The organism is Pseudonocardia oceanicola (assembly GCF_047200735.1).
Lineage (GTDB): Bacteria > Actinomycetota > Actinomycetes > Mycobacteriales > Pseudonocardiaceae > Pseudonocardia.
The window spans coordinates 244,938-263,988 of record NZ_JBJZON010000002.1 but is presented as its reverse complement, the minus strand read 5'-3'; the positions used below and the strand labels follow the sequence as shown (position 1 = coordinate 263,988).

General features: G+C 72.7%; 23 protein-coding genes and 1 pseudogene. 15 read left to right on the top strand and 9 right to left on the bottom strand.

The window, feature by feature from the left end:
- The first annotated feature begins 94 nt into the window (after positions 1-94).
- The gene (locus ACL02T_RS05465; RefSeq protein WP_358199931.1) at positions 95-244 is read left to right on the top strand and encodes a hypothetical protein; all 150 of its coding nucleotides are present in this window, start codon (positions 95-97) and stop codon (positions 242-244) included.
- Between the two features lie 183 nt (positions 245-427).
- On the opposite strand, the gene ACL02T_RS05460 is transcribed toward ACL02T_RS05465, so the two are convergent.
- From ACL02T_RS05460 to ACL02T_RS05445, 4 genes are all read right to left on the bottom strand, one after another.
- Complete coding sequence (locus tag ACL02T_RS05460; protein ID WP_412829558.1) at positions 428-1,510, bottom strand: putative endonuclease domain-containing protein; 1,083 nt, start codon at positions 1,508-1,510, stop codon at positions 428-430.
- Positions 1,511-1,661: 151 nt separating this feature from the next.
- Positions 1,662-2,522 carry an NUDIX domain-containing protein gene (locus ACL02T_RS05455; protein WP_412829557.1) on the bottom strand — a complete coding sequence of 287 codons (861 nt, stop codon included), beginning with the start codon at positions 2,520-2,522 and terminating at the stop codon, positions 1,662-1,664.
- A gap of 30 nt (positions 2,523-2,552) precedes the next feature.
- Positions 2,553-3,911 (bottom strand): sensor histidine kinase, encoded by a 1,359-nt coding sequence (locus ACL02T_RS05450; RefSeq protein ID WP_412829556.1) that lies wholly within the window; start codon positions 3,909-3,911, stop codon positions 2,553-2,555.
- Between the two features lie 4 nt (positions 3,912-3,915).
- Complete coding sequence (locus ACL02T_RS05445) at positions 3,916-4,599, bottom strand: response regulator transcription factor (RefSeq protein ID WP_412829555.1); 684 nt, start codon at positions 4,597-4,599, stop codon at positions 3,916-3,918.
- 127 nt (positions 4,600-4,726) lie between these two features.
- On the opposite strand from ACL02T_RS05445, the gene ACL02T_RS05440 reads away from it, so the two are divergent.
- The 9 genes from ACL02T_RS05440 to ACL02T_RS05400 all read left to right on the top strand — a co-directional run bounded on the left by ACL02T_RS05440 (position 4,727) and on the right by ACL02T_RS05400 (position 11,183).
- Positions 4,727-5,758 carry a LolA family protein gene (locus tag ACL02T_RS05440; protein WP_412829554.1) on the top strand — a complete coding sequence of 344 codons (1,032 nt, stop codon included), beginning with the start codon at positions 4,727-4,729 and terminating at the stop codon, positions 5,756-5,758.
- Positions 5,759-5,787: 29 nt separating this feature from the next.
- Complete coding sequence (locus ACL02T_RS05435) at positions 5,788-6,708, top strand: ABC transporter ATP-binding protein (protein WP_412829553.1); 921 nt, start codon at positions 5,788-5,790, stop codon at positions 6,706-6,708.
- Positions 6,705-7,550 carry an ABC transporter permease gene (locus ACL02T_RS05430; RefSeq protein ID WP_412829552.1) on the top strand — a complete coding sequence of 282 codons (846 nt, stop codon included), beginning with the start codon at positions 6,705-6,707 and terminating at the stop codon, positions 7,548-7,550. The genes ACL02T_RS05435 and ACL02T_RS05430 overlap by 4 nt, the downstream gene beginning before the upstream one ends.
- A gap of 41 nt (positions 7,551-7,591) precedes the next feature.
- Positions 7,592-7,888: a 4a-hydroxytetrahydrobiopterin dehydratase gene (locus tag ACL02T_RS05425; RefSeq protein ID WP_412829551.1), complete on the top strand. Its 297-nt coding sequence runs from the start codon at positions 7,592-7,594 to the stop codon at positions 7,886-7,888.
- Positions 7,889-7,953: 65 nt separating this feature from the next.
- The gene (locus ACL02T_RS05420; RefSeq protein WP_412829550.1) at positions 7,954-8,439 is read left to right on the top strand and encodes a TspO/MBR family protein; all 486 of its coding nucleotides are present in this window, start codon (positions 7,954-7,956) and stop codon (positions 8,437-8,439) included.
- A 174-nt stretch (positions 8,440-8,613) separates the two neighbouring features.
- Entirely contained in the window at positions 8,614-9,696 is a 1,083-nt protein-coding gene (locus ACL02T_RS05415) for a 3-deoxy-7-phosphoheptulonate synthase (protein WP_412829549.1), read from the top strand.
- A 40-nt stretch (positions 9,697-9,736) separates the two neighbouring features.
- On the top strand, positions 9,737-10,165 hold the full coding sequence (locus ACL02T_RS05410) for an SRPBCC family protein (protein WP_412829548.1): 429 nt from the start codon (positions 9,737-9,739) through the stop codon (positions 10,163-10,165).
- A gap of 275 nt (positions 10,166-10,440) precedes the next feature.
- Positions 10,441-10,887, top strand: coding sequence for a DUF6325 family protein (locus ACL02T_RS05405; protein WP_412829547.1), 447 nt, complete (start codon positions 10,441-10,443; stop codon positions 10,885-10,887).
- Between the two features lie 14 nt (positions 10,888-10,901).
- A complete protein-coding gene (locus tag ACL02T_RS05400) occupies positions 10,902-11,183 on the top strand; it encodes an SHOCT domain-containing protein (RefSeq protein ID WP_412829546.1) in 282 nt (93 codons plus the stop codon).
- Positions 11,184-11,340: 157 nt separating this feature from the next.
- Here the strand turns inward: ACL02T_RS05400 and ACL02T_RS05395 are convergent, their stop codons facing one another.
- The 3 genes and pseudogenes from ACL02T_RS05395 to ACL02T_RS05385 all read right to left on the bottom strand — a co-directional run.
- Entirely contained in the window at positions 11,341-11,781 is a 441-nt protein-coding gene (locus tag ACL02T_RS05395) for a MerR family transcriptional regulator (protein WP_412829545.1), read from the bottom strand.
- Between the two features lie 14 nt (positions 11,782-11,795).
- Positions 11,796-12,128, bottom strand: a complete 333-nt coding sequence (locus ACL02T_RS05390; protein ID WP_412829758.1) for an STAS domain-containing protein — start codon at positions 12,126-12,128, stop codon at positions 11,796-11,798.
- A 126-nt stretch (positions 12,129-12,254) separates the two neighbouring features.
- Positions 12,255-13,285, bottom strand: a pseudogene (locus ACL02T_RS05385) (SulP family inorganic anion transporter); the annotation flags it as partial.
- 363 nt (positions 13,286-13,648) lie between these two features.
- On the opposite strand from ACL02T_RS05385, the gene ACL02T_RS05380 reads away from it, so the two are divergent.
- A complete protein-coding gene (locus ACL02T_RS05380) occupies positions 13,649-14,191 on the top strand; it encodes a GIY-YIG nuclease family protein (protein ID WP_412829544.1) in 543 nt (180 codons plus the stop codon).
- 812 nt (positions 14,192-15,003) lie between these two features.
- On the opposite strand, the gene ACL02T_RS05375 is transcribed toward ACL02T_RS05380, so the two are convergent.
- Complete coding sequence (locus ACL02T_RS05375; RefSeq protein WP_412829543.1) at positions 15,004-16,170, bottom strand: hypothetical protein; 1,167 nt, start codon at positions 16,168-16,170, stop codon at positions 15,004-15,006.
- A 354-nt stretch (positions 16,171-16,524) separates the two neighbouring features.
- Positions 16,525-16,953: an NUDIX hydrolase gene (locus ACL02T_RS05370; protein ID WP_412829542.1), complete on the bottom strand. Its 429-nt coding sequence runs from the start codon at positions 16,951-16,953 to the stop codon at positions 16,525-16,527.
- Positions 16,954-17,020: 67 nt separating this feature from the next.
- Between ACL02T_RS05370 and ACL02T_RS05365 the strand changes: the two genes are divergently transcribed.
- The 4 genes from ACL02T_RS05365 to ACL02T_RS05350 all read left to right on the top strand — a co-directional run bounded on the left by ACL02T_RS05365 (position 17,021) and on the right by ACL02T_RS05350 (position 19,050).
- A complete protein-coding gene (locus tag ACL02T_RS05365; protein ID WP_412829541.1) occupies positions 17,021-17,794 on the top strand; it encodes a GntR family transcriptional regulator in 774 nt (257 codons plus the stop codon).
- 109 nt (positions 17,795-17,903) lie between these two features.
- Positions 17,904-18,287 (top strand): hypothetical protein, encoded by a 384-nt coding sequence (locus tag ACL02T_RS05360; protein ID WP_412829540.1) that lies wholly within the window; start codon positions 17,904-17,906, stop codon positions 18,285-18,287.
- Entirely contained in the window at positions 18,287-18,541 is a 255-nt protein-coding gene (locus ACL02T_RS05355) for a hypothetical protein (protein WP_412829539.1), read from the top strand. The genes ACL02T_RS05360 and ACL02T_RS05355 overlap by 1 nt, the downstream gene beginning before the upstream one ends.
- A gap of 305 nt (positions 18,542-18,846) precedes the next feature.
- The gene (locus tag ACL02T_RS05350) at positions 18,847-19,050 is read left to right on the top strand and encodes a hypothetical protein (RefSeq protein WP_232874837.1); all 204 of its coding nucleotides are present in this window, start codon (positions 18,847-18,849) and stop codon (positions 19,048-19,050) included.
- The last annotated feature ends 1 nt before the right edge of the window (position 19,051 follow it).

Below are 19,051 nucleotides of genomic sequence, written 5' to 3'. Positions count from 1 at the left end.
CGTCGGCGAGCGCGGATCCAGCTGAAGTCACGATTCACGGTATCCCGGGTGACGTCTGGACCTCGCCGAGAGGTGAGCCTAGGCTGCCCTCACGATGGCCAAGGTGAAGAAGAAGTGCTGCCGGTCGAAGCCGAAGCGGTGCAAGAGCTGCCCGGTCGTGCACCTGCGGCTGAAGAAGATCGACGCCCAGGGGCTGAGCGGCAAGGAGTACACGCGCGCGGTCAAGGCCGCCCGCATCTACTGAGGTCGCAGGCCCGCGGGGGCCCCCGTCCGTCCTCCGTGGACGGTGCGCACGGGTCGGCGCGACCGGTTCTGGATCGTTTTCGCCTCGGCGGTCGTCGGCGGACCCGACCCCGGCGCCGCACCGTCGGAGCCGATGACCAAGGTCACAGAGTGATCCCGACCCCGCGGGCCGTTCCACGCCCGCTCACCCCGCCCGCCGGCTGAGCGCGACGGCCCGCCCGATCTCCGCCAGCACGACCGCGGGACGCGTGGCGAGGTCGTGCCAGCGACAGGTCAGCACGGTCCAGCCCGCCCGCGACAGGACCCCGCGCCGCCAGAGCACGCCCCGGCGTGCCTCCGCGCCGAGCGGGCGGGCCCAGCCCTCGGCCTCCACCGCCACCCGCGCCTGCGGGAAGGCCACGGGCAGCACCACGCCGGCCGCCGGGTGCTCCGTGCGCCAGCCGATCATCCGGGCCTCCCGCAGCCGCCCGACCAGCAGCCGCGCGGCCGCAGGTGCGGCCCGTTCGGCGCTGGCGGTGAGGGCGGCCCGGGCGGCCGTGGCGCCCGCCGCACCCGGGTTGCGCGCGTGGGCCCGCGCCACCTCGGCGAACGCGACGTGCGACTGCAACGCGCGGTCCAGGAACGGGCCGCCCGCCCCACCGAGCTCGACCACCGCCTCGAGCACGGCGAGTGGCGGGGCCGTGACGGGTACGCCGTGCCGGCTCGCCCGGTCGTCGTCGGTCAGGTCGCGACGCCGGACCGTGACGCCCGGGCGGTTCCGGGGCGAGCGCCGGCGCGGCACCGTCACCGCGATCTCGCCCGCGAGGGCCGGGGCCACCCCGTGCCACCAGGCGGCGGCCAGCCCGCTGAGCACCGCGCCGTCGCCCGCCCAGAGGACGGCCGCCCGGACCCTCGCCTCGTCCGTCGGACGGTGGCTGCGGTCGAGGTAGACGCGCGGGTGCAGCGGGACCCAGTGCCGCCCGGCCAGCTTCCGGTCGATCGCGTCGGCCGACAGGCCCGCCGCTCGTGCCTGCGCCCGTGAGATCACCCCCGCCTGCCGCCGGAGCAGCGCGGCGACGGCGGGGTGGCCGGCCGTCGAACGGGCCGTGGCGGGAGCGGGATCAGCGGCCGGAGCGCCGGCGGAGGCGGCACCGGCCGAAGCGACGCCGGTGACGGGAACGCCGATGGAGGCGGCCCCCGCACGGGGAGCGGCGGTGGGACGGGCGTCGGCGGGGGGAAGGTGGGTGAGGTGGACAGCAGCGGGGCTGAGGTGCGTGATCGGCTCCATGTCCGGGTTCGACGGGGGTCCACCCGCCCCGGTTCCACCACTGGCGGCCGAGTTCGCAGTAGGGAACCACATCGCGCTCCACACCCGACCTTTGGCCGCGTCATGGAACCATTGTGCGATCCACACCCGGCCCTGAGCGCGTTGTGGATCCCTACTGCGGCAGCGAGGTGACGAGGAGGGCCTCCAGGTCCGCCACGACGGCGCGGTCGGCGTCCACCCACCCGACGGTGGGCAGCTCCCGCGCCCTCAGCCAGCGCACCGCGAGGTGCTCGAGCGGCTTGGGCTCCGGGGAGTCCGGGTGCAGTGCGGCGGCGTACATGCGCAGCACCACCTCTCCCCCGGGGGTGCTGACGGGGAGGTCGGTGCCCGTCCGTTCCCCCACCTCGACCTGCGCGGCGAGCTCCTCGGCGCACTCGCGGGCCAGCGCCTCCGGTTCCGTCTCCCCCGGCTCGACCCGCCCGCCCGGCAGCTCCCACCGCCCCCGCAGCTCGGCCGGCCGCGATCGCTGGGCCGCGAGCACCGCCCCGTCCCGGACGACCGCCGCCCCGACCACGGCGGGTGCCGCGGCCAGGTCCTCGGCCCGGCGCCGGTAGACGGCGGACCGCGCGGCGAGCATCTCGCGCATCAACCGGCGCACGAGGATCGCGTCCCCGATCCGGCCGAGCGCGCCGAAGGGCGACCGCCAGCGGATCTCGTCCCGCATGACGGTCCCGCCCGGGGAGTCGCCGAGGGTCGTGGTGTGCCGCAGGCTCCTCGCCGGTCCACCCACCAGGTCGGAGACCATCCCGTCGACGCCGACCGTGCGGATCCGCGAGCGGTACGGCAGGCGGACGCCCGGGACGAGCCGGGCGTCGAGCAGCACCTCGTCGCCCGGGACCAGCAGCCGTACGGCCGCGGAGTACCGGTGCCCGGCCGCGCGCAGCGACTCGGCGGCCGCCTCACCGTCCCGCACCACCCCGGCGACCAGCCGGCGCGGTGCCGCGATCAGGGTCGAGCAACTCTCCACCGGCACGTCCGGGATCGTTCCAGACGCGGCGCCGCCTCAGGGCGCGGGCCAGCGCACCTCCAGCCGCGCCCCGCCCCACGCCGACTCCCCCGCCGACACCTCGCCGCCGCGCCCCCGCACCAGCGCCGCGACCAGCGCCAATCCCAGACCCGCGTGCCCGGCGCCCGCCTCCTGGGAGAGCCGGGTGAACCGGTCGAACACCCGGACGCGGTCGGCCTCGGGGATGCCCGGGCCGTCGTCGGAGACCACCAACCGGGTCACCCGCCCGGCCGGCAGCACCTCGATCCGGACCCGGGTCGCGGCGTAGCGGGCGGCGTTGCCGAGCAGGTTCTCCAGCACCAGCGCGACCTCCGCGGGCCCGGCCGCGGCCAGCGCGGTCCCCGGCGCGAGCAGCTCGGGCGCCGGGCCGCTCGTGACCCGGTCGATCGCCGCGCGGGCCGCGGCCACCAGGTCGACCGGCTCCGGGTCGGGCCGCTGCCCGGCGTCGGCACGGGCGAGCGCCAGCAGGTCGGCGAGCAGCCCGGACAGCCGCTGCGCCTCGACGGCGACGTTGCGCAGGGTCTCCTCCGCGAGCTCCGGGTCGGGGTGCGCCACCGCCACCTCGGCCTGCGCCCGGATCGCGGCGACCGGGGAACGCAACTCGTGCGCCGCGTCCCCGGTGAAGCGTTCGAGCCGGGCGGCGGCGTCGTCGCGGCGGGCGAGGAGCGAGTTCAGCTCCTCGGCGAGGGCACGCAGCTCGTCGTGCGCCACGGGGACCGGCAACCGCCGCCCGGGCGGCAGCGCGGCGGCGGCGGCGCGCATCCGGTCGACGGGCCGCAGCGCCGCCCGGGTCGCCACCCAGGCCGCGAGCGCCACGACCCCCGCCGCGAGCAGCCCCGCGACGACGAACCCGACGGCCGCCCGGGCCAGCAGCGTCGCCCCGCCCACCAGGTCCCCCGAGGCGAACACCAGCCGGGTCGTCCCGTCGGGCAGGATCGCCGGGTCCGCGACCCAGCGGGTGGCGGTGCCGTCGCGGAACACGCTCTCCGCCCGCCCGGCGGCGAGGTCACGGACGTCGCGGCCGCTCATCGGCAACGGCCCCCGGCCGTCGACGGGGGTGCCCGCGGTGTCGGTGATCCGGATCGACGGCGGGGCCGCCCGGTCGTCGACGGCCTCGCCCGCCTCCAGCCGCGACACGACGACCCGGGCCTGGGTGTGCAGCTCGTTGTCGGCCGCCGTGATCAGCGTCGTGTAGAGCAGGGTCACCCCGAGCCGGCTCAACGCCAGCAGGGCGACCAGCGCGACCAGGCCGACCACCGTGGTGATCCGGAAGCGCAACGTGCGGCACCGCCACCAGCCGCGGACCCGCAGGGCCCGCGCACGCGCCAGGCCGCGCCCGAACCGACGGCGCAGCACCGGTTCAGCCCGATCCGACGAGGTACCCGTGCCCGCGGACGGTGCGCAGCACGTGCCCGGCGCCGACGGCGTCGAGCTTGCGGCGCAGGTACCCCACGTAGACCTCGACGACGTTGCGGCTCGCGGCCTGCTCGTCGCCCCAGACCAGGCGCAGCAGCTCGTCCTTGGCGACGGCGGTGTCGGGCCTGCGGGCCAGGGCGTGCAGCAGCTCGAACTCCCGCGGCGAGAGCTCGACCGGCACGTCCTCCCAGGTCACCGAGCGCGAGGCCGGGTCGACGACGAGGCCGCCGAGCCGGACCCGTTGTCCCGAGCGGCCGAGGGCGGCGTCGCGGCGGCGCAGCATCGCCTTGAGCTGAGCCACCAGCACGACGAACGAGAAGGGCTTGACCAGGTAGCCGTCGGCGCCGAGGTCCAGCCCGTCGGCCTGGTCGATCTCGCCGTCCTTGGCGGAGAGCATCAGCACCGGGGTGTCGACACCGGCGGCCCGCATCCGCTCGAGCACCCGGTACCCGGAGAGCCCCGGCAGGATGATGTCGAGCACGATCGCGTCGAATCCCCCGGTCAGGGCGGCGCGCAGGGCGGAGTCGCCGTCGCCGACCGCGACGACCTCCATCCCCTCGGCGGTGAGCCCGCGGGTCAGCGCCGTGCGCACCGCGGGCTCGTCGTCCACCACCAGCACCCTGGCCATCGGCGCCAACCTACCGCCGGGCACCGTGGGGAACCTCGGGAACCGATGCTCGCTCCGCTCAGCCGTTTCTCAGCCGCGGGGGGTCGGTTGAGACCTCTCTCAGCCCGCATGCGTCAGGCTTACCGGCATGGCAGCGGGAACGGCAGGACGGCTCTGGGCCCGGATCGGGACGGGTGTGGCGATCGCGGGCGTGGTCGGCTTGGGACTGGTGGCCACGCCCGCCGGCGCGGGTGCGGCGCCCGAGCTCCCGCCGGTCTCGCCGGAGGACCTGGTGGCCTCGGTGGAGCGGGCGGACCCGGGGCCGCTGAACGGCACGGTGGAGCTGGACAACGCGCTCGGCCTGCCGGCGATCCCCGGCGCCCCGGAGCTCGCGAACGGCACCACCGAGGCCCGGGTCTGGTCGGACGGCGAGGGCAAGGGCCGGGTCGCGCTGGCCTCGGACCAGGGCGAGAAGGTGCTGGTCTCCGACGGCACCACCGCCTGGTCCTACGACTCGGCGGACCGCACCGCCACGAGGAAGGCCGTCACGCCGGGTGAGCACCGGCCGGGCGCCGGTGCCGCCGACCCGACCCGGTCGGCCGCCGGCGCCATCGCCCACCTGCGCACCACCAGCACCGTGACCGTCGACGGCACGGCCGAGGTGGCGGGTCGCCCGGCGTACGAGCTGGTCCTGGCGCCCAAGCCCACCGAGCGGACGCTGCTGCGCGAGGTCCGGATCGCCGTCGACGCGGAGAAGCGGATCCCGCTGCGGCTGACCGTGCTGGCCACGGGCTCCGCCGACCCGGCCTTCGAGGTCGGGTTCACCGACATCACCTTCGGCCCGCAGGACGCCTCGCTGTTCACCTTCACCCCGCCGCCCGGCACCACCGTGACGGACGCTCCGCAGGACGGGCGCGAGCGCGGCCCGAGGGCGCGCGGCGGCGAGCCGACCGTGATCGGCGACGGATGGGACACGGTGGTCGTCGCGCAGCGACCGGCCGGGGAGCAGGCGCCGCAGGGCGGGCCCGACCTCTCCCGGCTCGGGACCCCGGTGAGCGGGTCGTGGGGCAGCGGGCGGCTGGTCACCACCGCGGTGGCGAGCGCGATCGTCACCGACGACGGCCGGGTCGCCGCCGGCGCGGTGCCCGAGCAGGTCCTCACCGAGGCCCTGTCGCGGTGACGACCGTCCCCGTGCGGGAGGCTGCGCGGGTGACCGCCGCTCCCGCCGCCCGGGCCGTCGGCCTGCGGAAGGTCTACGGCCGCACGGTCGCGGTGGCGGGCCTCGACCTGGAGGTCCCCGCCGGCGCCGTGCTCGGCATGCTCGGGCCCAACGGCTCGGGCAAGACCACCCTGATCCGGATGCTGCTCGGGCTGACCCGCCCGAGCGCGGGCACGGCCGAGCTGCTCGGCCGGCCGCTGCCCGAGGTCGCCGCCGCGCTCCCGTACGTGGGCGCGCTGGTCGAGGGCCCCGGTTTCCATCCCTTCCTCTCGGGGCGGGAGAACCTGCGCCGCATGGCCGCGGCCGAGCCGCTGCTCGCGGCGGCGGCCATCCCCGGGGCCGTGGGCACCGCGCTCGAACGGGTCGGGCTCGCCCACGCGGCCGACCGCCGCTTCCGCGGGTACTCGCTCGGGATGAAGCAGCGGCTGGGGCTGGCCGGGGCGCTGCTCGTCCCCCGCCGGCTCGTGGTGCTCGACGAGCCGACCAACGGCCTGGACCCGGCCGGTACCCGGGACGTCCGGGCGATCATCGCCGAGCTGCACGCGGCCGGATCCACGGTGATCGTGTCCTCGCACCTGTTGGCCGAGGTGGAGGCGACCTGCACGCACGTCGCGGTGCTGCAGTCCGGCTCGCTGGTCGCGGCCGGCGAGCTGCGCGGGCTGCTCGACGCGCGGACGGGAGGCCTCGTCGTCGTGACACCGGACGTGGAGCCCGCCCTGCGGGTGCTGACCGAGGCCGGTGCGGTCGCGACGCGCGACTCCGGCGGCGAGCCCGGCGTGGTGGTGACGGACGGGCCGGAGCCCCCGGAGATCGTCGCGCTGCTGGTGCGCGCGGGCGTCGCGGTGCACGAGGCGCGCCGCCGGCGCCCGCGGCTGGAGGAGCTGTTCGCGCAGCTCACGGAGGGACCATGACGACGACCGTGCGGGAGCCGGGCGCCCGCTCCGCCGCCCCGCTGGGCCGGTTGCTCGCGGCCGAGGTGCGCTGGGTGTTCCGCCGCCCGCGCACCCTGGTCACGCTCGGGCTCTTCGCGCTGATCCCGGTCCTCATCGCGGTCGGTGTCGTGATCGCGGACCGTCAGGGTGGCGGCGGGCTGATCGGCGCGGTCGCGGGCAACGGGCTCGTCCTGCCGATCGCGGCCCTGACCGTCGCGCTGGCCCTGCTGCTGCCGCTGGCGGTGGCCATGGCGGCGGCCGACGCGCTCGCCGGTGAGGCCGCGAGCGGGACCCTGCGCGGGCTGCTCCTCGCGCCGGTGAGCCGGTTGCGGCTGGTCGGGGTGAAGGCCTTCGGCGTGCTGGTGGTGGCCGCGGCGGCGGCCCTGGTGATCGCCGTCGTCGGGGTGGTGGCGGGCATGGTCGTGGTCGGCAGCGCGGACGGCGGCATGGTCACCCTGTCCGGCACGACGCTCGGCCTCGGCCCCGGGCTCGCGCGGGTCGCGCTCGTCACCGTGTGGGTCGTCGGGCAGCTGGCGGCGGTCGGAGCGGTGGCGCTCGCGGTGTCCTCGCTGACCGAGCACCCGCTGGTGGTGCTGGCGAGCGTGCTCGGCGGGCTCATCGCCTTCGGGGTGCTGAGCGCGATCCCGGCGCTGGACTGGCTCCAGCCCTGGCTGCTCACCTCGGGCTGGTCCGCGGGGGCGGACGCGCTGCGCGACCCGATCGTGCTCGACGCCATGGGCACCTCGACACTGCGTGCACTCTGCTACGCGGCCATCGGGATCGGCTTCACGATCTGGCGGATGCAGCGGCGGGACGCCTGATCGGGATGACCGGGGCGCGCGACTGATCCATGATGGCCGGTATGGCCGAACTGCTGGACGACGCCGCCGTCACCGCCGCGCTGGCCGAGCTCCCGGGCTGGGAGCGCGACGGCGACGCGATCGTGCGCACCGCCGAGCTGCCGAGCTTCCCCGACGCGATCACGGTCGTGGACCGGGTGGCCGAGGACGCCGAGGAGCGCAACCACCATCCGGACATCGACATCCGCTGGCGGAACGTCACCTTCCGGCTCTCGACGCACTCCGCCGGCGGTCTCACCGCGAAGGACACCGAACTGGCGGCGCAGATCTCCGCCCGGATCGACGCCGTGGGCCGGTAGGCCCGATCTCGGGCGAGGAGCGGTTCGCCGCGCGAGAAGTCTCTCGATCGTCGAGACTATCCGGTATGACCGTTCCTGCGTCCCGGATCCGCCCACCCGCCCTGCTCGCGCTGCTGGGGTTCGCCGTCGTCGTCGCGGTCGTCGCCGTGGTCGGCGGGCTGGCCTCGGCGTCGGCGTCCGAGCAGTACGCCGACTTCACGCGCCCCTCGTGGGCGCCACCGTCCTGGCTGTTCGGGCCGGTCTGGACCGTCCTCTACGCCACGATCGCGGTGTCCGGGTGGCTCGTCTGGCGCCGGGCCGGGCTCACCGCGCCCGCACACGTCGTCTACGGCCTGCAGCTCCTGCTCAACATGGCCTGGACCCCGCTGTTCTTCGGTGCGGGCCTGCAGGGCGTCGCGTTCGCCGAGATCGTGCTGCTGTGGCTGTCCATCGTCGCGACGATCGGGCTGTTCGCCCGGCACTCCCGCGCCGCGGCCTGGCTGCTGGTGCCCTACCTCGGCTGGGTCACCTTCGCCGCCGCCCTGAACTACGCCATCTGGACGCTGTCCTGACCGTGGCTGCTACGGTGGTCCGCATGGCGCGCCGATACTGGTTTAGCGGGCCGGCCCGGGATGGGTCGGCACGCAGCCCGCTGCGCTGACCATCCATCCCCACGAGAGCCGGAACCACCTGGGCCGGCTCGGCGGGATCCTCGACCGGGGCCGGTCCGCGAAAGGACCCACCGGATGTCCCCCCTCGATACCGCCGCGCCGAGCTCGATCCGCACGGCCGCGCTGGACCAGCACCGCACCGCGCGGATCAGCCCACTGCTCTCCCCCGCACTGCTGCGCGACGAGCTGCCGGCCGACGACCGGGTGGCCGACGTGGTCACCCGCGGCCGCGCCGACGTCGTCGACGTCCTCGACGGCCGCGACGACCGGCTGCTGGTCGTCGTCGGCCCCTGCTCGATCCACGACCCCCACGCGGCACTCGACTACGCGCACCGGCTCGCGACCCAGGCGGAGCGGCTCTCCGGGGACCTGCTCGTCGTGATGCGGGCGTACTTCGAGAAGCCCCGCTCGACCGTCGGCTGGAAGGGCCTGATCAACGACCCCGGCCTCGACGGCAGCTTCGACGTCAACCGCGGCCTGCGCACCGCCCGCCGGCTGCTGCTCGACATCACCGCGCTCGGCCTGCCCGTCGGGTGCGAGTTCCTCGACCCCATCACCCCGCAGTTCATCGCCGACACCGTGACCTGGGGGTCCATCGGGGCCCGGACCGCGGCCTCGCAGGTGCATCGGCAGCTGGTCAGCGCCCTGTCGATGCCGGTGGGGATCAAGAACGGGACGGACGGCGACGTCCAGGTCGCCGTCGACGGCATCGGCGCGGCCGCGGCCCCGCACGTGTTCATGGGCATCAACGCCGACGGGCTCGCCGCGCTGGTGCGCACCACCGGCAATCCCGACGCGCACGTCATCCTGCGCGGCGGCGCGGCCGGGCCCAACTACTCCGCCGACGACGTCGTCGACGCCCGTGCCCGGCTCTCGAAGGCGGGGCTGCCCGAGCGGGTGGTCGTCGACGCCAGTCACGGCAACTCGCGCAAGGACCACGTCCGCCAGGCCGGGGTCGTGCGGGAGATCGCGGACCGGATCGCGGGCGGTGACACCGGGGTGACCGGGCTGATGATGGAGAGCTTCCTGGTGGAGGGGAACCAGTCCCTCGACGGCGAGCTCGTCTACGGGCGCTCGGTCACGGACAAGTGCATGTCCTGGGACACCACGGCCGAGCTGCTCGACGAGCTCGCCGCCGCCGTGCGCGCCCGGCGCTGATCCGGGGATAGGGCCGGTCGCCCGGTGGTATCCGCCCGCCATGGGTGACTACGAACACTCGACCACCGTGGCGGCCGAGCCCGACACGCTGTTCCGGTACCTGTCCGACGTCCACAACCTCCCGGACTACTTCGCCGCCATGCGCGAAGCGGAGCCGACCGGGAGCGCCGCCACCGGCGACGTGCCCGGCGGGGCGGAGGAGGTGCACGTCGTCGCGGAGGTCGACGGCGAGCGCAAGGAGGGCGAGGCCTGGTTCGACAGCGACCCGGCCCTGCGCTCGCTGCGGTGGGGCTCCGAGGGGCCGAACGCCTACCACGGGGAGCTGTCGGTGAACGCCGCGTCCGAGGGTTCCGAGGTCACCGTCGCCCTGCACACCGAGCACGGCGACGGCGACCGGGTCCGCGCGGGCCTCGAGCGCACCCTCTCCGAGATCAAGCGGGCCGTGGAGGGCACGACCAACCCCACCTGACCGCCGTCGGACGATCCGACGGCCGCCCGTCCGCCCCCGGCGCTGTCCGCCGAGCGCGGCCTCGGGAGTGCTTCCCCGTGATCACCGGACCACTCCTTCGAGCACCGATCTTGTCGGCCGGGATCCGTGCGGGTGGGCCCGGGCCGGCTCGGGCGCGGCTCCTGGGGCGCCTCCCTCACGTGAGGCGGGCGGAAGTCGTCCGCTACGGGTGACCTCCACGGCCCGGGTGCCGCCTACCGTCCCGTGCGGCGCCTCCGATGGGACGGGAGAGTGGAATGCAGGATCAGATGGTCGCGGGGCCGGTCGACTTCGTGCTCGTCGAGTTCCCCGACGACGCGGACACCAAGGCCTGCGGCGACGCGCTCATGGACCTGGTGCGGCGGGACGTCGTCCGCCTCTACGACGTCCTGGTGATCCGCAAGGCCCTCGACGGGTCGTACTCGGGTCTCGACCTCACCGACGTCACCTCGTCCGGGATCGGCGGCTTCAGCGTCTTCGACGGTGCCCGGTCGGGGCTCCTCCACGACGACGACGTGCGCGCCGTCGCCGAGTTGATGCGGCCGGGGTCGACGGCCGCGGTCCTGCTCTACGAGAACACCTGGGCCGTCCCGCTGGTCGGGGCAGTGCTCGACGCCGGCGGGGAGCTCATCGCGAGCCAGCGGATCCCGGCACCGGACGTGATCGAGGCGCTGAACCGCCTCGAGACCGGACTGCCGAGCTGAGAGGGAGGACGACCGTGCCAGGTCTGTTGCGAGGAATCGCCCGGACGGCGGTGATCGCCGGCACCGCCAGCTCGGTGGCGGGGCGGGTCCAGCGCCGTCAGGCCCGCCGCTTCGCCGATCGCGACGCGGAGACCGCCGCCGAGCGCGAGCGGGCCTACGAGGCGCAGATGGCCCCGCCGCCCCCGGCCGGCGGTGCTGATGTGATCACGCAGCTCAAGCAGCTCGGCGAGCTCCGGGACCAGGGCGTGCTCACCGACGAGGAGTTCGCCGCCCAGAAGGCGAAGATCCTCGGGTAGGGCGGACCGGAGATCGCGAGGGCGGCCCCGCCGAGCCGGTGCCGCCGAACGCCGTCGCCGCCGTCGCGTCCGGTGGGGCCCGCCGAGCTCCCGCGGGCGCCGGACCGATGTCCGTCGCCCGCGGGCCGTGCCGGTGGGCGGCGACTCGTCGACGGTGTCAGTCCTGCCGGATCGGTGACCGAGCTGGGGCGAGGGAGACCCCGAGCGCCTGCAGTTCCCGGGCCAGCGATTCGAGCCCGTCGATCTGCGCGCGCAGTGCCTCGAGCCGCGCCTCGACGGCGGATCGGTAGAGGGCGAGCCGGTCGCGCGCGTCGGCGGCTGCCTCGTCCCCCTCGCGGCCGGCCGGATCGGCCGCGGACCCGAACACGCCGTCTCGAACCGCGGTGATCAGTCGGACCAGGTCGCCGATCTGGTCGAGCGGGAGCTCGAGCGGCTTGAGCGACTTGACGAACAGCAGCAGCTCGACATCCTCCTCGGTGTAGAGGCGGAAGCCGCCCGCGCTGCGTGCGGAGGGCACCACGAGACCGACCTCGTCCCAGTGCCGGAGGGTGCGCAACGACAGCCCGACGCGGGTGGCGACCTCACCGATCTGCAGCACCTGTCCACTCTCCTTCAGTGCGCGCCACCGAAGTGGCCGGCCAGCGCGGCGTGCCGGGCCCGGCTGTTCTCGTTCATCCCGACGATCTCCACGCTCGTGCCGTGGGCCTCGTAGCGGGTGGTGATCGCGTCGAGGGCGGCGACGGTGGAGGCGTCCCAGACGTGCGCCGCGGTCAGGTCGATCACCACGTGCTGCGGGTCGTTCGCGTAGTCGAACTGGAAGACCAGGTCGTTGGACGAGGCGAAGAACAGCTGCCCCGACACCCGGTAGATCTTCGTCTCCCCGTCCGGGTCGAGCACCCCGGTGACCTCGACCAGGTGCGCGACCCGGCGGGCGAAGAGCACCATCGCGACCAGCACCCCGACCCCGACCCCGTAGGCCAGGTTGTGCGTGGTCACGGTGACCGCGACCGTCGCCACCATGACCAGGTTCCCGCTACGCGGGAGCCGCTTGAGGGTGGCCGGGCGCACGGAGTGCCAGTCGAACGTCCCCACCGCCACCATGATCATCACCCCGACCAGGGCGGCCATCGGGATCTGCGCCACCACCGGGCCGAGCGCGACGACCAGGATCAGCAGGAACACCCCGGCCAGGAACGTCGAGAGCCGGGTCCGCGCCCCCGACTTCACGTTGATCATCGTCTGGCCGATCATCGCGCAGCCGCCCATCCCGCCGAAGAAGCCGGTGACGATGTTGGCCACACCCTGACCCCGGACTCGCGGGTCTTGTTCGAGTGGGTCTCGGTGATGTCGTCGACCAGCTTGGCCGTCATCAGCGACTCGATCAGCCCGACCAGGGCCACGGCCAACGCGGGCGGGCCGATGATCGCGAGGGTCTCCAGGGTCAGCGGCACGGCGGGCAGGCCGAGGGTGGGCAGGCTGTCCGGCAGCGTGCCCTGGTCCCCCACGGTGGGCACGGCCACACCGGCCAGCACGGTGAACGCGGTCAGCACGACGATCGCGACCAGCGGTGCCGGAACGGCCCTGGTCAGCTTCGGCAGCCCGACCATCACAGCCAGACCGACGGCCAGCAGCGGGTACACCGCCCACGGCACGTCGACCAGGTACGGCAACTGCGCGGTGAAGATCAGAATGGCCAGGGCGTTGACGAAGCCCACCATCACCATCCGCGGCAGGAACCGCATCAGCCGCGCGATCCCCAGCAGGCCGAACACCACCTGCAGGGCCCCGCCGAGCAGGACCGCGGCGATCAGGTACTCCAGGCCGTGCTCACGCACCAGCGGCGCCACGACCAGCGCGATCGCCCCCGTCGCCGCCGAGATCATGGCCTTGCGGCCGCCGACGATCGAGATCGTCACGGCCATGGTGAACGAGGCGAACAGCCCGACCCGCGGGTCGACGCCGGCGATGATGGAGAACGAGATCGCCTCCGGGATCAACGCCAACGCCACCACCAGCCCGGCCAGCACCTCGGTGCGCAACACCTTGGGCGACAGCCACGACGGGCGCCCGCGGGCGAACCTGGGCAGCACGAAAGAAGACATGAGTACTCACAAGAAGAGACCGGGGAGAACGCGGGCGCACACGGCGACGGGGACCCGCAACGAGCAGAACCTACCCTCACGTGAGGGTAGAGTTGGCGCTCCCGCCCGGTTCTGTCGGCGGGCTCACACCGGCAGGCGTGTGTGGAGCCGGCCGGCGGTCGATCAGCCGGAACGCCTCGGTCAGACGTTGAAACGGAACGAATCCGCAGGTAGCACCTACCTGGGGCGATTTGGTTCGTACCGGCTCTGACCTGCGTCGTTAGGTCTAGCTGGCGCTCGCCGTCTGTCGCTGCTGGTGGGGCTCCTGACGAACGATTGACGAACGGCTCCTCGGGCTTCCGGGCCGCCGGGCAGACTGCCGACATGGCATCCGCTCCCCCGGCCCTCGACGCCGTCGTCGACGAGCTGCTGGCTCGCCCGGTCCGCACCGACGAGGTACGCACCCAGGTGCCCGCCGCTCCGGGTCTGTACGCCTGGTGGGCGCCGCCTGCCATTCTGCCCGAGCTCGTAGGCCCCGCCCACCCCGCGGAGCCGGACCTCCGCCTGCTCTACGTCGGTCTCGCGACGAAGCTTCGTTCTCGGCTCGCCTCGAACCACCTCCGCCGGAGCGGGAGCTCGACACTCCGTCGCACCCTCGCCGGCCTTCTGCTCGACGAGGAGGGCTACCGGACCCACTGGACCGACCGCGTGGTCCTGGTCGACGAGGACGAGGCTCGGCTCACCGGGTGGATGGGCACCAACCTTCGCGTCTCCTGGTGCGAGCACCCCACGCCCCGCGACGTCGAGGGTGACATCATCCAAACGCTGCACCCACCCCTCAACGTCGACCACGCCTCGGGGCCCACCCTCCAGGTCATCAAGGCCGCCCGACGCCGCTACTACGACAGCGCCGCTCCTCCTCCTTGAGCTGCCTCCGCCGTCGGGCGCCATGAAGCCGCGGAGACAAGCTCCACTACTTCCGCGGCTCCCGGCATCTGCCGCCACCCCTCGTACGCTGCCCGGACGCGCGAGCGCACGTACCCCTGCCTCGGCCCGGCGTGGGCATCTGCCGTTGATCTCCGGGGTTCTCCGGGGGCGCCCCGCTCCCCCGCGCCTACTGAGTGCCATCCCGTCGACCTGTCGCCAGACCGACCGCGCGGACGCCCGTGGGCGGCCCTCGACGCAACCGCATCCGACCTTGTCAGGCTCCGCCCACGGGTGGCCGTGCGGTACGCCCTCCGGGAGGTCGGCGGGATGGCACGGTGCCGCCATCTCGGAGACCTGCCCGCCCGGCGAGGGCAATGCCCTTAGCTGGGCGGGGTGTACAGGCACCCACGATCTATCGCAGCCCGCTTGAGAGCCTTGGCAGCTCGCTCCGACTGCTTGGCTGTGAGAGTCCGCATATCAACGTACGCATGATGCTCGGGGACATCTGGGAGAGCGGAGTCATCGACCGCCCTTGCGCCTGCCCCGCGGATCTCACCGACAGAGACGCCCCATGTTCCGACAGTCTGAAGGCCGGACTCAATGTGCGCGTTGTAGGCCTCCTCGGGCGACATGATCTCGCGGCGCACCGAGAGCCTGCCCTCGTCTTTCGTAGTCGGCTTGAAGGCTTGACTAGAGGGCGACCCTCGATCCATCCAGCTAGGGTGCACTTGTCGACGCAGTACTTCGTCGACGTCAGCGCATTCGACCTCACCCGGTTCCAGCCTAGGGTGCGGAATGTTCGGATTACTCAACTAGGCTCCGACCACAAGAACACGAATGTCGTCGACATCATCGAAGGTGAGGTCGCGCTCAGTCTCACTACCGGTATGCAGATCAATTTCGTCATAAACGACGGTCCCGTCACCGTTCACATCGAGACTGAATTCGGTTGAATACCGTTGCCATTCAACTTTAATGGCACCGGTCTCGGTTGGAAAGAATCGAAGGTCACCGACAGTACTAGCGGGCATCTGTGTGAGCAGTCCTCGAAGGAACCTTAGAGCCTCCGCCGAAACCTCGTCACCCTCGCCATCCAGCCAGCCTGCTTCGAGCGACTCAATCTCGCTCAGCCTCTGCAACGCCGCGGTGATAGGTCCGGAGGCGGTTGACACTACGTCGATCGTCGGCGCCTCTGCACCATCGTCCTCGTCCGCATCGGGTGTCGCGATACCGAGAACGTGCGGTACAGCAATTGGACGATCCGATGGATCGAATGATACGAAACCCTCGACTCTTACAGGCACCCCTTCTTCGTCGGGGGCCCGCAGGTACGTACGAACAGACGCGAAAAGCTCCGGCTCAAATGTACACGTGATCGTTCCTGGCCTGCCCCTCATTGCGAGCTGGAAGCTCGGACCGCCAGAATTGATCTCACTTATTACACCGTCTAGCACGGACTCCTGAATATAGTTCGTCCGCTTCGACTTGATCAGGATGCGCCGAACTGCCGCAGAGTACCTCGCTGGCCTTGGATTGACGGGCGAGCTTAGCTCGATAAATTCGCCCGCTTTAAGCGTACGACCAAAGCGCGAGAATTCGGGCAATGTCCGCGCCGGGAAAGACTCTGGAAGTCGACCAGATCCAGCCACGCTAAGAATCGCATTCTGGACCATGTCACGGGCGTCGTCAAAATATCGATCCGTACTCGATGGCAGTAATGCGCCATCCCCTATCACTCGTTCGAGAACCGGGACAGCACTGCCCTTGTTAATCTCTCGAAGGCGAAGCTCGAACGAGTCAGCAAACCCGCGTGGCACTCGCTGCCGTGCCCGGTTCTGCCTCAGGTACAACTCTCGCGCAACCGAAAGAACTAGGTCACGGTAAGCCGCAAGCTCTGGAAGCGCCTCGACGGGCATGCCGCCATCCTCGAAGCGCCTCCCGGTGAGGCGCATCGCTACGAAGGACGACGGCTCGGTCACCAGCGAACTGTAGCGCGTCTAGGTGACACTTCCGCCCTCCGTGATCGATCTGAGCCCCGTCCTGCAAACGCCAGGCGCGCTGGCACGGTGCGGGGACCGGCCGAAGGCCGCAGCCTCGCACCGTGGGCGCCGCAGGCGCCCCTTGATCAGGTAGAGAAAGTCTGAACCCCGCGGCCTCGGGTTACGCGAAGTGGCTGGCCAGAGGGCCGTTGCGCATTCGCGCGGGCGCGGCGGAGTTTCAGAAGTCACGTGACAGTCGGGCCGCTGACGACGGGGCGGCCCCCGTAGAGGTCTTGATGCATAGGTGTGATCGCGTTGATCTTGAGCGGTTCTCGTCCGGGCGAGGAGCGGCTGTCAGGTGCGGACGAGCTGGACGCCGTCGTGTGCTCGGGTCGCCACGCCGTCGGCGAAGGCGTCCTCGGCTCTGATCGCGTAGGCGGGGGTCATGTGTTCGCGAACCTCGGCGAGGGTGAACCAGCGGACTCGCTGGGACTCGTCGGTCTCGGTCGGTAAGCCGGCCACCGGGTGGCAGCGGAACACGAGCGCGACAACTCCCCGGGAGAGGTTCTTGTAAGCGCCGGTGAGCCGCTCGACCTCGACCCGGATGCCGGTCTCCTCGACGACCTCGCGGCGGACACCTTCCTCGAAGGTCTCCCCCAGCTCCAGCACCCCGCCCGGGGGCTCCCAGTGACCGTTGTCGCGGCGCTGCACGACCAGGACGCGTCCGCGGCCGTCGACGACGATCCCGGCGACGCTGACGGAGTGCTTGGGAGTGTCGGTCACGGGCTCACCTCCCCCGGGTTGGCTGGCTCGGTACCCTACAGTCCCCTGGACGACTGGAGGAGTCGCCGTGCAACTCGGCGCCATCGACCGCCGCGACGACCGCCCGCCGTACCGGCAGATCGCCGACCAACTGCGGGCAGCGATCGATGCCGGTGACCTGCGTCCGGGCGATCGGCTGCCCTCCGAGGCGGAGCTGACCCGGCACTATTCCGTCGCCCGGATGACCGCGCGCCAGGCCATACAGGAACTACGCGGCGAGGGGCGCGTCGTCGCCGAGCACGGCCGCGGGGTCTTCGTCCGCACCCCCGCTCCGGTGCGCCGGCTCGCGTCGGACCGGTTCGCGCGCAAGCACCGTGAAGCCGGACAGGCAGCCTTCCTCGCCGAGGCCGACAAGGCTGGCGCAGCGCCAGGTGTCGACCAGATCGAGATCACGCACGTGCCCGCGTCACCCCAAGTGCGCGAGCGCCTGCGCCTGGGCGAGGAGGAGGTCCTGGCTCGCTCGCGGCGGTATCTGCTCGACGGGCGCCCGATCGAGGTGGCCGTGTCCTACCTGCCGCGCTCGATCGCCGACGGCACCCCGATCGTCGAGCCCAACCCCGGCCCCGGTGGCATCTACGCGCGCCTGGAGGACGCCGGGCATGTCCTGGACCACTTCACCGAGGAAGTCACCGCGCGGATGCCGACCAACGACGAACGCCGCCGCCTGGAGCTGCCCGACGGCGTCCCGGTCCTCGTCGTCGTCCGGACTGCCTTCGACACCGAGGGAACTCCCGTCGAGGTCTGCGACACCGTCAAGGCCGCCCCTGCCTACGTCCTGGAGTACGACTTCCCCGCCCGCTGAGCTGCGCTGATTCGACTCCCCGACTTTCTCGTTGCAACTCCCCTAGACATGCTCTAGTCTCGGACTCGTTGGTACTCCCCTAGACGTCCATGTGAGATGAGGAGAAGCGATGCGAGACATCCCCGTCAACCTCGGTGGCTACAAGCTGACCGTCGTTGAGCCGCCCGCCCCGAAGATGCGCGAGGACGCCAACGGCGCCCAGGTGCCGGTGACCGACCGGGACGGCGCCACCCAGTTCACGGTGTCGCTGTTCGCGAAGCTGCGGGTCAAGCCCGGTGAGCGAGCACCGAAGGGCGAGGAGATCAAGGTGACGCTCGGGACCGACCCCGGTCCGGACTTCGGCGAGGACGCCCGTGTCGAGCTGATCGACGCCCGGGTCACGCCGTACCAGATGGAGACTGCCGGGCGGGTCAACGCGGGCCTGGCCTGGCGGGCGATGGGCATCAAGCACGCCTCTCCGGCTCCGGCTCCACGTCCGAGCGGGGACAAGTGATGAGTCGCCCGGACTGGCTGCCCACCACCCATGTGGAGGTCGGCCTACATGTCTTCGAGACCACCCGCTACCACTCGCACCTCTACCCCGAGCAGGACCGCGCCACTGTGCGCATCGACGGCGCCGACGCCCACGTGACCGTGTTCGGCCACCACGGCGACCTGGTCCGCCTGCGCGACGTCCTCACCGACGTCATCGGCCAGCTCGAAACCGCACGCAGCCAGACCAGCGCCACCAGCACCACCGCGGCCTGACCGCGCCGCTCTCGGGCACGGGGCAGCCAACCCCTCACTGATCGGCGAAACCACCAGCAATTCCGCAGTGGCTGCCCCCTGCCCGAAAACAGGCCCACCCACCCGGAAGGCCAGCCGATGAGTACCTGTCCCGACTGCACCGGCTCCGGCTCGTGCGACACCTGCGACGGCTACGGCACCACCGCCGAGACCCACCCTGGCGCCGCCGACGCCCGCCCCTGCCCTGCCTGCCCCGGCGACGGGGTCTGTCCCGGTTGCCACGGCACCGCAATCACCTGCACCGCCATCACTCCCGAGGAGTCGTCATGCCGCTGACCACCGCCCGCACCAGCCACGGCAGGGTCCGCCAGCCCGCCCACGGCGTCGGGCGCCTGGTACGCCGCCTCGACCGCGAACGCCGCCGGTTCCTCCACGCCACCACCCCGGAGATCCCGACCGAGCAGGCCTGGCGCGCCGGAGTCGCCGAAGGCCTGCGCCTGGCCCAGCTCGCCATCCGCAAGGGAGTCTGAT

Coding starts and splice junctions, on each gene's coding strand:
- ACL02T_RS05465 (WP_358199931.1), top strand. CDS start 95: ATGGCCAAGGTGAAGAAGAAGTGCTGCCGGTCGAAGCCGAAGCGGTGC.
- ACL02T_RS05460 (WP_412829558.1), bottom strand. CDS start 1,510: ATGGAGCCGATCACGCACCTCAGCCCCGCTGCTGTCCACCTCACCCAC.
- ACL02T_RS05445 (WP_412829555.1), bottom strand. CDS start 4,599: ATGGCCAGGGTGCTGGTGGTGGACGACGAGCCCGCGGTGCGCACGGCG.
- ACL02T_RS05440 (WP_412829554.1), top strand. CDS start 4,727: ATGGCAGCGGGAACGGCAGGACGGCTCTGGGCCCGGATCGGGACGGGT.
- ACL02T_RS05430 (WP_412829552.1), top strand. CDS start 6,705: ATGACGACGACCGTGCGGGAGCCGGGCGCCCGCTCCGCCGCCCCGCTG.
- ACL02T_RS05425 (WP_412829551.1), top strand. CDS start 7,592: ATGGCCGAACTGCTGGACGACGCCGCCGTCACCGCCGCGCTGGCCGAG.
- ACL02T_RS05420 (WP_412829550.1), top strand. CDS start 7,954: ATGACCGTTCCTGCGTCCCGGATCCGCCCACCCGCCCTGCTCGCGCTG.
- ACL02T_RS05415 (WP_412829549.1), top strand. CDS start 8,614: ATGTCCCCCCTCGATACCGCCGCGCCGAGCTCGATCCGCACGGCCGCG.
- ACL02T_RS05410 (WP_412829548.1), top strand. CDS start 9,737: ATGGGTGACTACGAACACTCGACCACCGTGGCGGCCGAGCCCGACACG.
- ACL02T_RS05405 (WP_412829547.1), top strand. CDS start 10,441: ATGCAGGATCAGATGGTCGCGGGGCCGGTCGACTTCGTGCTCGTCGAG.
- ACL02T_RS05390 (WP_412829758.1), bottom strand. CDS start 12,128: ATGGTGCTCTTCGCCCGCCGGGTCGCGCACCTGGTCGAGGTCACCGGG.
- ACL02T_RS05380 (WP_412829544.1), top strand. CDS start 13,649: ATGGCATCCGCTCCCCCGGCCCTCGACGCCGTCGTCGACGAGCTGCTG.
- ACL02T_RS05360 (WP_412829540.1), top strand. CDS start 17,904: ATGCGAGACATCCCCGTCAACCTCGGTGGCTACAAGCTGACCGTCGTT.
- ACL02T_RS05355 (WP_412829539.1), top strand. CDS start 18,287: ATGAGTCGCCCGGACTGGCTGCCCACCACCCATGTGGAGGTCGGCCTA.
- ACL02T_RS05350 (WP_232874837.1), top strand. CDS start 18,847: ATGCCGCTGACCACCGCCCGCACCAGCCACGGCAGGGTCCGCCAGCCC.